The sequence below is a fragment of the Arthrobacter mangrovi genome (genome assembly GCF_026011795.1).
GTDB lineage: Bacteria > Actinomycetota > Actinomycetes > Actinomycetales > Micrococcaceae > Crystallibacter > Crystallibacter mangrovi.
Genome location: NZ_BRVS01000026.1, coordinates 55172 through 66881 on the forward strand (window position 1 = coordinate 55172; position 11710 = coordinate 66881).

Sequence of the window (11710 nt, forward strand, 5' to 3'; positions counted from 1 at the left end):
CCGGCGTCGGCCGAATTGGCATCGGGGTCAGCGGCCCAGCTGCCGGGAAATCACCAGGCGCTGGATCTGGTTGGTGCCCTCGAAGATCTGCATGACCTTGGCCTCGCGCATGTACCGTTCGGCGGGAAAGTCCTGGGTGTAGCCGGCGCCGCCGAGGACCTGCACCGCGTTGGTCGTGACCGCCATGGCGTTGTCCGTGGCCACCAGCTTCGCGATCGACGCCTCCCTGCTGTACCGGCGGCCCGCATCCCGCAGCCGGGCCGCGGACAGGTACATGGCCCGGGCCGTCTCCACCCCGACCGCCATGTCCGCCAGCAGGAAGGCCAGGCCCTCATGCTCGATCAGCAGCTTGCCGAAGACCTCGCGCTCCTTTGCATAGGAGACGGCGAGGTCGAGGGCGGCTTGGGTCAGTCCGGTGGCCACGGCCGCGATGCCGAGCCGTCCGGAATCCAACGCGGCGAAGGCGATCGACAGGCCCTGCCCCTCCCGCCCGATGAGCCGCTCGGCCGGCACGTAAACGGCGTCGAAATTCATGGTGGCCGTGACCGATCCGGTGAGGCCCATCTTGTGCTCCGGCGGTGCCGCGGTCAGGCCCGCCGCGTCGCCGGGGACCAGGAAACAGGAGATGCCGTGGCGCGGGTCCTCGGACGTGCGGGCGAAAACGACGTAGAAGTCCGCGGCGCCGCCGTGCGTCGTCCACGCCTTGGCCCCGCTGATGACGTATCCCTCGCCGCTGCGCACCGCCCGGGTGCGAAGCGCCGAGGGGTCGGAACCGGCATGCGCTTCGGACAGGCAATAGGCGCCCAGCGTTTCGCCGGACAGCATGTCCGCCAGCCACGTCTTGCGCTGCACGTCCGTGCCGAATGCGGCCAGCGGGAAGCAGCACAGCGCGTGCACGCTCGCGCCCACGCCGACGCTCGCCCAGGCCGCGGCGATCTCCTCGAACACCTGCAGGTAAACCTCGGCCGGCTGTCCGCCGCCGCCATATTCTTCCGCGTACGGCAGGCTCAGCAGGCCCGCCCGGCCCAGCGTCCGATAGACCTCGCGGGGAAATTCCCCGGCCCGCTCGGCCGCGGCCGCCCGCGGGGCCAGCTCCTTCGCGGCCAGCTCGCGGGCCAGGTCCAGAAGGTCCTGAGCCTCCTCCGACGGCAGCAGCCGTGTTGCGCCCATCCGTGCCCCCTTGCATGACCGGCCCCGCGGCGGCAGCCGCGGAAACCGGAAATGTCTGCTTCACACCACTACAGCACGCCCGGGCAGCACAGACAACAGGCGGACCGGCGGCTGTGGAAACAGGCGGGCAGGAGGCGCCACCGAGGCGGGCAATCGCCAGGGCAGCAGGAGCGCCGGCCGCAGGATCAACAGGTGAGCCCGCGGCCGATCCGGCGTAGGCTGGAAGAAGGCTTGCAAGGTCGAAAGGTCGATCGCCATGGCACGTTCATCAAAGCCGGGTTCATCCAAGCGCTGGCTGCCCGCCGCGGTGGTTCCCGCCGTGATCGCCGGCGGTGTCGTCGTCGGCACCGTCCAGGCCGGGGCCGCGACGGACCTGCCGGACAAGTCGCCCCAGGAGGTGCTGGCGCTGGCCGCCGGCACCGACGTCCGCCAGCTCTCCGGCACGGTGGAGCAGACCTCGCAGCTGGGCCTGCCGCAGCTGCCCGAGACCGAGGAAACGGACTCCGGCCCCTCCGCGGCCGCCATGCTGGACCTGCTGGCCGGCTCGCACAGCGCCCGCGTCTACCTCGACGGACACGACAAGGCCCGACTGCAGGTGCTGGACCGGCTGGCCGAGCGGGACGTGGTCCGCAACGGCCGGGACGTCTGGTTCTACAGCTCCCGGCAGAACGAGGCGGTCCACGCGCTGCTGCCGGAGCGGACGGCCAAGGAAGCCAAGGAATCTGTGCAGGACAAGTCCGGGGACGACGCCGGGTACACGCCGGAGAGCCTGGCCAGCCGTTTCCTCGAAGCGGCTGAGCCGAGCACCCGCGTGACCGTGGGCGAGGACGTCCGCGTCGCCGGGCGGGACGCCTACCGGCTGCTGCTGGATCCGGACAGCGCCGACACGCTGGTCGATTCCGTCGCCATCGCCGTGGATGCCGAAACCGGCCTGCCGCTCAGCGTCGACGTGCAGGCGCGCGGGCAGCAGGAGCCGGCGTTCGAGCTGGCCTACACGAAGCTGAGCCTCGGCGCCCCGGACCCGGGGGTCTTCGACTTCACGCCGCCGGCCGGCGCCAGCGTCACCGAACACACCGTGCCGGACCAGGCCGCGCAGCGCGCCGAGCGGAACGCACGGGACGACGGCGCGGACGCCCAGCACCCGGATGGCAAGGCGACAAAGACCGGAGACGGTTGGGACACCGTCGTCGAACTTTCTGCAACGAGTTTGCCGGAGGGTTGGGCGGACTCGCCCGCCATGGCCCAAGCCCTGCGGAAAGTCGACGGCGGGCGGCTGTTGTCCACGGCGCTGGTGAACGTCCTGCTGACCGACGACGGCCGTGTGTTCGCCGGCTCCGTCACCCCGGAGCGGCTGCAGGCTGCGGCGGAGGGCCGGTGAGCGGCGCCTCCGAGGAACCCGCGATCGAAACCCGCGGCCTGACCAAGCGCTTCGGCCGGCAGGCCGCCGTCGACAATATTGACCTGGCCGTCCCGCGCGGTGCCGTGTTCGGCTTCCTGGGGCCCAACGGCTCCGGCAAGACCACCACCATCCGCGTGATGCTGGGGCTGGCCGGTGCCACCGCCGGGAGCGTGCGCGTGCTGGGGGAGGAGATGCCGGCCCGGCTGCGCGAGGTGCTGCCGCGGGTGGGCGCCCTGGTCGAGGGACCCGCGTTCTACCCGTTCCTCTCCGGCGCCGACAACCTGCGCCGCTTCGACACTGCGGACCGGCATGCCCCGACCAGGACCCGCCGCGCCCGGGTCGCCGACGCGCTGGAGCGGGTCGGGCTCTCGCACGCCGCCGGCAAGAAGGTGCGCGCCTACTCGCTCGGCATGAAGCAGCGGCTCGGCATCGCCAACGCTCTGCTGATGCCGCGGGACCTGCTGGTGCTGGACGAGCCGACCAACGGCCTGGACCCGCAGGGCACCCGCGAGGTGCGCCACCTGGTCCGCTCGCTGGCCGCCGAAGGGACCACGGTCTTCGTCTCCAGCCACCTGCTGGCCGAGGTCGAGCAGATCTGCACGCACGCGGCCATCATGAGCGCCGGCCGCCTGGTGGCGCAGGGGACCCTGGAGAGCATGCGGCGTTCCGGCCGCGCACGGATGAAGCTAACGACGCCGGACCCCGCCGACGCGGGGCGGGTGCTGCGGGGATTGGGGCTGGGTCTGGAAGGGGACGGGGAGCAGCTGACCGCGCCTTTGGTCGACGGCCTGCTGCCGGAGCAGATCGTGGCGGCGCTGGTCGCCGAGGGCGTCCGGGTCCGCGGGTTCGCAGTGGAAAACAGCACGCTCGAGGAGCGGTTCGTCGCCCTGACCGGGGAGGGGTTCGACGTTGTCCAGTAAGCAGGCGGACTCGGCCCCGGCCGTCCGGCGACGCTCCGCGGCCGGCTGGGCGCTGCTCGGCTCCGAGCTCGGCGTGCTCTTCCGGCGCTGGCGGACCTGGGCGATGCTCGCGGCGCTGGCCGCCGTCCCCGTGCTGATCGGGCTCGCCGTCCGGCTGACCTCCGAGGACATCGAACCCGGGGACGGCCCGCCGTTCCTTGACCGGGTCACCCAGAACGGCCTGTTCATCGCATTGACCGGGACGGTCGTTTCTATCCCGCTGTTCCTGCCGCTGACCGTCAGCGTGGCCGCCGGGGACACTATCGCGGGCGAGGCCAACCTCGGCACGCTGCGCTACCTGCTGGCCGCCCCGGCCGGCAGGATCAGGCTGCTCGCGGTCAAGTACGCGGCCGCCGTCGCCTTCTGCATCGCCGCCGCCCTGACCCTCGTCGCCGCCGGCATGCTGGTCGGCGTCGTGCTCTTCCCCGTCGGGCCGGTGACGTTGCTCTCCGGGGACACCATCGGCGTGGGCGAATCGGTGCTGCGGCTGCTGCTGGTCGCCGCCTACGTCAGCCTGTCGCTGGCCGGGCTCGCCGCCATCGGCCTGTTCATCTCCACCCTCACCGAAGTGCCCGTCGGCGCCATGGCCGCCACCGCCGTCCTCGCCGTGGTCGCCCAGATCCTCGGCGCGCTGCCGCAGCTCGACTGGCTGCACCCCTGGCTCTTCACCGAGCACTGGGTCGGATTCGCCGACCTGATCCGCCAGCCCATCTCCTGGGACTCCTTCGGCGCGAATGCGCTGCTGCAGGGCGGCTATATCGCCGTCTTTTGCGCGCTCGCGGGCAGCCGCTTCGCCACCAAGGACGTCCTGGCGTAGCCGGGGGCTGGCATCTCAAACATCAGACGTCTAATGTTTGGGGGTGGCTTCCGAAACCCTGGGCGCGGCTCTCGAAGAGACGCTTGCCCCCGAACTTGATGAACACGTCCCCGCTCCGCGCCGGCAGTGGACGACCTGGCTGGCGGTTGCCGCCGTCGTCCTTATCGGGCTGAACCTCCGCGCCGGGATTACCAGCGCTTCGGCGCTGTTCCACGGCCTCCAGCAGCTGCTGGGTTACGGGCCGCTGGTGGCGTCCCTGCTGCCGACCATCCCGGTCCTTTGCTTTGCCGTGGCCGGGGCGGCCACGGCATGGCTCAGCGGGAGGATCGGGCTGGAGCGGTCGATCGCGCTTGCCCTCGTCCTGCTGACCGCCGGGCTGGCGCTGCGCGGCGTCGACTCGGTGGGGCTGCTGCTGGCCGGCACCGTGGTCGCGATGTCCGGCCTGGCGATCTGCAATGTCGCGATGCCCTCCTTCATCCGCGAGCACTTCGCGCACCGGACGTCGGCCATGACCGGGACCTTCACGATCACGATGGCCTCCGGGGCGACCGTGGCCGCGGCGGTGAGTGTTCCGCTGGCCGCCCAGCTGGATTCCCCGACGCGGGGGCTGGCGGTCTGGGCGCTCCTGGGCGCGGTGGCGCTGGCCGCGTTCCTGCCGCTGGCCGCCGTGTCCCGCCCGCGCCCGCTGGCCGGCGGGCGGCGGCACGTGTCCCCCTGGCCGCTGCTGCGGACCCGCAAGGGCCTGCTGGCGACCGCGCTGTTCGCCACCCAGGCGCTGCTGGTGTACGCGCTGATGAGCTGGCTGCCGTTCATCATGGTCTCGCGCGGACTTGATGCGGCCGCGGGCGGGCTGATCCTTGCCGTGGTCCAGGTGCTCTCAATTCCCGCGGTGATCGTGTTGCTGGCCATGGCCACCCGTCCGCGCCTGCTGCGCCCGGCGTTCATGCTGACGGCAAGCTGTGCGCTGGCGGGCTATGTGGCCTTGCTGGTGCTGCCGGCGCAACTGGGCCTGGTCCCGGCGGTGCTGCTGGGCCTCGGGTTCGGGGTGTTCCCGCTGCTGATGCTGGTGATCAGCCGCAGCGGCTCCAGCGCGGCGGAGACCACGGCGCTGTCCACGCTGGCCCAGTCCGTCGGCTACCTCTTCGCCGCCGCCGGTCCGTTCGGCCTCGGCCTGCTGCACGACGCGGTCGGTTCCTGGACCCCGCCCCTGGTGCTGATGCTGGCCGGCTCGGTCCTGCAGCTGCTGCTGTGCTTCTGGATCACCGCGCGGGAACGGACGGCGCAGCCGTGAGCGGGGGTCCGCTGGCCCGGCTGCCGCTGGCCGAGGAGGTCACCGCCCGGCTGCGCGAGGCGATCGCCTCGGGGGAGTGGCCGCTGCAGCAGCGCATCCCGTCCGAGCCGGAGCTGATGGAGCGCCTGGGCGTCTCCCGCGGGACGCTGCGCGAGGCGATCAAGGCGCTGGCCCATGCCGGGATGCTGGAGGTCCGCCGCGGGGACGGCACATATGTGCGCGCCACGAGCGAGATCAGCGGCACCGCCCGCCGCGCCTACCGCGCGTACGACGACGAGGACGTGCTCCAGGTCCGCTTCGCCCTGGACACACAGGCGGCCAGGCTTGCCGCGCAGGCCGCGGACGACGGCGCCGTGGCGGCTTTGCGGGACATGCTCGCCAGGCGGCGGCGGGCGTGGGACCGGCAGGACCTGGCCGAGTGGATCGCCGCGGACTGGGACTTCCACGAAGCCGTAGCGGCGGCGTCCGGCAACCCGCTGCTGCACGAGCTGTACTCGAGTTTCGGCGACGTCTTCCACGGGACCAAGATGGCCCAGCGCCTGCGCGACGGGTTCGACGGGTGCCTGCGGGCCGGCCACGAGGATCTGGCGGACGCCATCGCGGTAGGGGACGCGGACGCGGCGGCGGCAACCGTTAACGCCAACCTCGGCTACTGCCTGCAGTGGATGCCGCCGCGCCAGAGGTAGGCCGTCGCAAGGATTTGCCGCAGTGCTAGCTGGCGATGGGGCTGCTGCGTTTCGGCGTCCGGGCGTCGGCGATCTGCTCCAGTTCCACAATGGACAGGCCGGTCGCCGCGGAAACTTCATGAACCGGTATACCGGCGGTAAGGGCTGCTTTGATCTGTTCGTTGCGAACGGACATGTTCTGGTCCAGTGCCCATTCGGCTGTTTCCACTTCGGCGGAACGGGCGGAAAGCGCCTCCAGCATGTGCACCTCCCAGGAATCAGGGACTAATGCTTGTGATGGACCGCCCGTAGGCGCCTGTCGGGTCGAGTTGGGTTTACGAAGGACGGTGGGGTCCGCCTCTGCAACGGAAAGGGGGAGGGTGACGTTGTCGAAGGGCTGCATGAGTGCCGCCTTGCCGGGGGTAATGAAGCGAAACTACGGTCGCTAAGCGTAAGAAGGGCCTCGGCGTAGGGCAGGCCAGCTGGCCTACCCTTCAACGGTCAAGCGTACGCTTACTCTGTAAGGCGCACAATCGGTCGAAGACGTCCGGGGGAGCGGCAGGCGGGAAACAATTTTCGCTGGAAATGCGGGCCGCAGGCGCCGAGGCAGCCGGAACCGGGCAATACACTGTGACGCACGATTTTGGCCGGCATTGTGGGTGCCGTGCTAGCGGTTACGCTGGCCGCTGTTGCCTGGGTAGTGCTCCAGGTCTGGACCGCTGAGGACCCGCGGGTTGAGGACCTGAACCCCGACCTGCCGCATCCCTTATCCGAACCGACCTGGCCCGGGCCGCGCCTCGACGGGCTGCTGCCCGCACGCGGCTGCAGCGAGCACTACCTCTGCGCCAGCACCCATCCGTCAATGACCGTAGCCGTGCTGGTCTCGATTAGGTAGACTGGCCTACCTAATCGATCGCGTCGAGGAGGAAACGCAGGATGGCGACGGCAAAGAGCGGCTCAGTGCAGGGCGCGACGCGCAGGAGCGGTTCCGCGCGCGCCAAGATCCTGCAGGCGGCGGCGGACCGCTTCTACGCGAACGGCATCGCCGCCACTGGAATCGATACGATCACGGCTTCCGCGGGCGTGGCGAAGATGAGCCTTTACAACAACTTCCCGTCCAAGGCTGCGCTGGTGGAGGCCTACATCGAGGCGCGGCACGAGGAGTGGCTGGGACTTTACGGGGCGCGCGTGGCGGACAAGGCCACACCGCAGGAGCGAGTCCTGGCCGTGTTCGACGCCTACATCGATCACGCCGAGTCCGGCTACGAGCACGGGTTCCGCGGCTGCGGGCTGTTGAACGCCGCCGCCGAACTTGCCGCCGACGATCCCGCCCGCGCCGCGGTGCGCCGGCACAAGGAGCAGGTCGAGGAAATCCTCGCCGGGCATCTGCGTGGACTGACCGAGGAGCGCCGCGCCGAACAGCTGGCCGAACACTTTTGCTTCCTGCTGGAGGGGGCGATGGCGAGGGCGGGCCTGGAGGGCGGACCGCGCCGGCTGCTCGACGCCAAGGAGTTCGCCGCCGGAATGCTGGCCGCGCTGTGAGCGGCACCGCAAACCGCGCTGCGAAGGGCGCAGCGGCCGGCGCCGCCGCCATCCTGGTCACGTCGTTCCTGTGGGGCACCACGGGGACGGCGGCCACGTTCGCGCCCGGCGCCGGCCCGCTGGCCATCGGGGCGGCCGCGCTCGGTATCGGCGGGCTGTTGCAGGCCGCCATCGCCGTCCCCGCTCTTCGCAGCGAGCGGGGCCGATTGCGCGCGAACGCGGGTCTGGTCGCCGTGGGCGCCCTGGCCGTGGCCATCTATCCGCTGGCCTTCTACAGCTCGATGCACCTGGGCGGCGTCGCCATCGGCACGGTCGTGTCGCTGGCCTCGGCGCCGCTGGCCTCCGGACTGCTGGAGCGGCTGCTGGAGCGCCGGGCCCTCAGCCGCTGGTGGATGCTCGCCGCCTTCCTGGGCATCGCCGGCAGCGCGCTGCTCTGCACGTCGCGCGCCGGCGAGGCGTCGGCCTCGGTGCCGGGCACCATCGCCAGCATCGGCCTCGGCCTGGTCGCCGGCATTACCTATGCGGTCTATTCGTGGATCGTGCACCGGCTGATGCAGCAAGGGGTGGGCCGGGCCGCCTCCATGGGGGCCGTCTTCGGCGCGGGCGGAGCGCTCCTGGTCCCCGTGCTCGCGGTGACGGGCGCGCCGTTGGTGGCCTCGCCGTCGTCGTTCATGGTGGCCGCCTACATGGCGCTCATCCCCATGTTCGCCGGGTACTTCCTCTTCGGCTTCGGGCTCGCGCGGGTGCGGCCCAGCACGGCGACCACCCTCACGCTGGCCGAACCCGCCGTCGCCGCGGTGCTTGCGGTCCTCGTCGTCGGGGAGCGGCTGTCGGTCCTTGGCTGGGCCGGGCTTTCCGTCATCGGCGCCGCGCTGGTGGTCCTGGCATTGGCGCCGGCCACTGTCGAGGCGGAAAGCCATGCGGCACTGGTGCCGTCGGCGGTCCGGGCCTAGCCTTTCAGGCAAGGACAGCCCGAATCCGACCGCCGGGAGGCATCCCATGCGTGCATCCACCCTCGCCAAGACCGCCGCCGGCGTCGCCGCCACGGCGGTATCCGGCTCGGTTGCCACCGACCCGTCCAGCGCTTGGTACCGCAGCCTGCGGAAGCCGCCGTTCCAGCCGCCGTCCGCTGTGTTTCCGGTGGTCTGGACCGCGCTCTACGCTGACATCGCGCTCTCCGGTGCCGCTGCGCTGGACGGGCTGGAGGAGCGGGTCCAGGAGGCAGAACGACGGCGGTACCTCCGCGCGTTCACCGCCAACCTGGCGCTGAACGCGGCCTGGAGCTGGCTCTTCTGGCGCAGCCGCAAGCCATGGATCGCGGCAGCCGAATGCGCCCTGCTGGCCGCGAGCAGCGCCGACCTCGTGCGCCGGACAGGCCGCGCCTCCCGGGCCGCAGGCACCGCGCTGGCACCCTACGCGCTGTGGTGCACCTTCGCGACCGTGCTCACTGCGGCCATTGCCCGGCGGAATCCGCGGGCCTGACCAGGGAACGGAATCCCAAGGCGCTGTCCTGTCCTCGGGGGGACGTGGACAGGACAGCGCTCCGACCTCATCCCGGCGGAAAGCCAAGGCACGTCACCGGCGTCGGATGTGCCACTCGGCAGGGGGATGCCGTGGCACTTCCAAGGACACTATGCCAATAGGGAGTCGGGTTTGGCCCGGAAACAGCCTCTTGAGGCAATCTTGAGGAAATCTTGAGCTTCGGGTTCTCGGGCGGGCACTAGCCCCTCGTGGCGTGTCCCCCGGCACAGGCGCTGCCCAGGCACTCGATGAACTCCTCGGGCCTCGTGCAGGACACCAGCAGGGTGGAGTTGCCCGTCCGGATTTGCACGGTGGGGCCGCCGACCAGATAGCCCGTGCCCTGCCTTGGGAGGATGCGCAACCCCATTCCCTGCAGTAGCCCGGTAGTCGGCCCGGCCGAGATCTCCGTGATGTCCCGGTACAGGACTTCCGTGGAGAACACCCCCCGGCGACCGAGATTCGAACGTCGTGCTCGCGCAGTTGCAGGCGGGCGGTCATCATTCCAATCGCCGCGAAGAGGGCAGCAACCACCGCCGCGGCGAACAACAGGGCGGGATGCCCATCGATCCCACCCGCCAACAGGCCCGCCGTTACCACCAACCCCAGCACGCCCAGGCTCAGACGGTAGCGCTGCGGCATCATCGTCCGAAAGCTCGGATACCGCGTGCCGTCCCGGTTCATGCCCTTAACTGTTGCCGAATCCAACGACGCCGGCAACCCACTTGAGATTCCGGGAGACGTGCTGAACCCGAAGGACAACTGTTTCCCACGTATCGGAGCGCAAGTACTCTGCCGTGAGAGCACGCCTAGAGGTTGTCACCTGGAGTTGCGGTCTGTTTTTCTCCAACTAGGTCATCGTCAGTGTCAATGACTTCAGCATCGATGAGGGTGTCTTCGGCATCGCTGTCGAAGTTGTAGGGGTCGCCGAATGCGTGATGGGCACTTTTGACGAGTCCCACGGCAAGGGCGTAGTTCATGCCGGATCCAATTGCGATTCCCACCCCGAACGGGATGACTTTGCCAAGCACGATAATGCCTTGCTTGGTTCCGTATCGGGTGACAAAGTTTCTGCCCATCACGCCGTTGATCGCCTTAATCGCCTTCAAGGGAACTTTTTGAACTAGTTTGTTTGACCAGTGCTTTCCTGTGCGCCCGGCAACTTTGGCGGCAGCTTGATTGGCTCCGTTGCCAAGGAGCACGGTCAGTAGGAGTGTTCGTTTCCGCTCGACATCCTCAAATGTCACCCCGTGAACTTCGGCCAAGGCCAAAACGTAGAACGCAGTGACGTTTAGAGTGAGCACTGCTTCTCCACCCGCAACCGCAAGTCCTGCGGCTGTACCGAATCCAGGTATGGCTGCTGTAGAACCAACAGCAGCTCCCTGCCCAGTCAAGGCCGCTTTGAAGTCCTTGTCGAGGATGTGAATCAAATCCGCTTCTGTGGCCTCAGGGTACTTTCTCCGTAGCTGGTTCACTCTCTTAATGGATAGTGAGCTCGCCTTCGCAATTGCTTTGTCTAGTATGTCGCCAGCTATGACACTGGTCTGATCGCCCTCTGGACTCCCCATCGATCCGCCCCTTGTTTCAACTGTGATTGGTCCAGCGAATTCTATTTGTTTAGAGGGGAAAGAAGGCAATGAGACGGACATGGCAGCGCGTATGTCGGGGCCGGCTTACGCCGACAGTCCTGCGACTGATGAAATGGCTTCACCGTCGATTTGAGATAGCAGGAATAGAAGGATGGTTGGGGGATATGAAGAGAGCCTTGTTGCCGCTTGTGGGCTTGTTGTTGGGGGTTAGCGCGTGCGGCGCAGAAACGAGCGCTATACCGGGATCCTCGCCCGTTCCATCACCAGTTAGGACAACGATCGAGGCAAGCGTTGCCCCGACTCCGCAGTTATTGACAATTGAAGAAGCCGGGGAATCCTACCTAGGTGCGATCTGCCCTCTAAATAAGAGCAAACAAGCAGCCAGCGATGTAGTCGAGCAGTCTTATGATGCGGCAGCAGGAGGCTATCTTCCGGGCTTGCTTGACCTGCAAGCCTCGCGAGAAGCAGCTGCGGCCGCACGGGATCACGGCCGGAGAATGATTGAACAGCTTGTCGCGGAGGAGGAGATGTGGAGCGGCCGACCCAAGGAAACGATGCTCGATTTCACCGACGAATATTTCGTCGAAGTCTCCCATTTCAACGCTCTCGCAGATTCAGCTAGTGCTGACGATTTTCTGGCGACGTGGTCCAGCTGGCCGGATACCAAGCGACTGGGGATGCTGTCGCAGAAACTTAGGCAGCAGCTGGAGCTGCCAGCCGACGCATCCGGGAGCTGCGGGCTGTGACGAAACACGTTGAG

At 68.7% G+C, this 11710-nt stretch carries 14 protein-coding genes and 1 pseudogene; 10 read left to right on the plus strand and 5 right to left on the minus strand.

Going from position 1 to position 11710, the window contains the following annotated elements:
* Positions 1 to 27 precede the first annotated feature (27 nt).
* Together AHIS1636_RS17060 and AHIS1636_RS17065 are read right to left on the minus strand one after the other, a co-directional pair.
* Entirely contained in the window at positions 28 to 1170 is a 1143-nt protein-coding gene (locus AHIS1636_RS17060; RefSeq protein ID WP_264797042.1) for an acyl-CoA dehydrogenase family protein, read from the minus strand.
* Between the two features lie 60 nt (positions 1171 to 1230).
* Entirely contained in the window at positions 1231 to 1428 is a 198-nt protein-coding gene (locus AHIS1636_RS17065) for a hypothetical protein (protein WP_264797043.1), read from the minus strand.
* Here AHIS1636_RS17065 and AHIS1636_RS17070 point away from each other — a divergent pair.
* Genes AHIS1636_RS17070 through AHIS1636_RS17090 form a run of 5 tightly spaced genes read left to right on the plus strand, consistent with a single transcriptional unit; the run spans position 1427 to position 6322 of the window.
* Entirely contained in the window at positions 1427 to 2548 is a 1122-nt protein-coding gene (locus tag AHIS1636_RS17070; protein ID WP_264797044.1) for a LolA family protein, read from the plus strand. The two genes, AHIS1636_RS17065 and AHIS1636_RS17070, sit on opposite strands and share 2 nt — an antisense overlap.
* A complete protein-coding gene (locus tag AHIS1636_RS17075; RefSeq protein ID WP_264797045.1) occupies positions 2545 to 3489 on the plus strand; it encodes an ABC transporter ATP-binding protein in 945 nt (314 codons plus the stop codon). Before AHIS1636_RS17070 ends, AHIS1636_RS17075 begins: the two co-directional genes overlap by 4 nt.
* Complete coding sequence (locus AHIS1636_RS17080; protein WP_264797046.1) at positions 3479 to 4345, plus strand: ABC transporter permease; 867 nt, start codon at positions 3479 to 3481, stop codon at positions 4343 to 4345. Before AHIS1636_RS17075 ends, AHIS1636_RS17080 begins: the two co-directional genes overlap by 11 nt.
* A 43-nt stretch (positions 4346 to 4388) precedes the next feature.
* Positions 4389 to 5636 (plus strand): MFS transporter, encoded by a 1248-nt coding sequence (locus tag AHIS1636_RS17085; protein WP_264797047.1) that lies wholly within the window; start codon positions 4389 to 4391, stop codon positions 5634 to 5636.
* The gene (locus tag AHIS1636_RS17090) at positions 5633 to 6322 is read left to right on the plus strand and encodes a FadR/GntR family transcriptional regulator (protein WP_264797048.1); all 690 of its coding nucleotides are present in this window, start codon (positions 5633 to 5635) and stop codon (positions 6320 to 6322) included. The genes AHIS1636_RS17085 and AHIS1636_RS17090 overlap by 4 nt, the downstream gene beginning before the upstream one ends.
* A 25-nt stretch (positions 6323 to 6347) precedes the next feature.
* On the opposite strand, the gene AHIS1636_RS17095 is transcribed toward AHIS1636_RS17090, so the two are convergent.
* Entirely contained in the window at positions 6348 to 6704 is a 357-nt protein-coding gene (locus AHIS1636_RS17095; protein WP_264797049.1) for a hypothetical protein, read from the minus strand.
* Positions 6705 to 6938: 234 nt separating this feature from the next.
* On the opposite strand from AHIS1636_RS17095, the pseudogene AHIS1636_RS17100 reads away from it, so the two are divergent.
* From AHIS1636_RS17100 to AHIS1636_RS17115, 4 genes and pseudogenes are all read left to right on the plus strand, one after another.
* Positions 6939 to 7079, plus strand: a pseudogene (locus AHIS1636_RS17100) (AI-2E family transporter); the annotation flags it as partial.
* A 158-nt stretch (positions 7080 to 7237) separates the two neighbouring features.
* The gene (locus tag AHIS1636_RS17105) at positions 7238 to 7843 is read left to right on the plus strand and encodes a TetR/AcrR family transcriptional regulator (protein WP_264797050.1); all 606 of its coding nucleotides are present in this window, start codon (positions 7238 to 7240) and stop codon (positions 7841 to 7843) included.
* A complete protein-coding gene (locus tag AHIS1636_RS17110; RefSeq protein WP_264797051.1) occupies positions 7840 to 8796 on the plus strand; it encodes an EamA family transporter in 957 nt (318 codons plus the stop codon). Before AHIS1636_RS17105 ends, AHIS1636_RS17110 begins: the two co-directional genes overlap by 4 nt.
* A 46-nt stretch (positions 8797 to 8842) precedes the next feature.
* Positions 8843 to 9325, plus strand: coding sequence for a TspO/MBR family protein (locus AHIS1636_RS17115; protein ID WP_264797052.1), 483 nt, complete (start codon positions 8843 to 8845; stop codon positions 9323 to 9325).
* A 238-nt stretch (positions 9326 to 9563) separates the two neighbouring features.
* On the opposite strand, the gene AHIS1636_RS17120 is transcribed toward AHIS1636_RS17115, so the two are convergent.
* Positions 9564 to 9806: a hypothetical protein gene (locus tag AHIS1636_RS17120; protein ID WP_264797053.1), complete on the minus strand. Its 243-nt coding sequence runs from the start codon at positions 9804 to 9806 to the stop codon at positions 9564 to 9566.
* Positions 9807 to 10170: 364 nt separating this feature from the next.
* Complete coding sequence (locus AHIS1636_RS17125) at positions 10171 to 11010, minus strand: EcsC family protein (RefSeq protein ID WP_264797054.1); 840 nt, start codon at positions 11008 to 11010, stop codon at positions 10171 to 10173.
* A gap of 251 nt (positions 11011 to 11261) precedes the next feature.
* Between AHIS1636_RS17125 and AHIS1636_RS17130 the strand changes: the two genes are divergently transcribed.
* Positions 11262 to 11696, plus strand: coding sequence for a hypothetical protein (locus AHIS1636_RS17130; protein WP_264797055.1), 435 nt, complete (start codon positions 11262 to 11264; stop codon positions 11694 to 11696).
* Positions 11697 to 11710 lie beyond the last annotated feature (14 nt).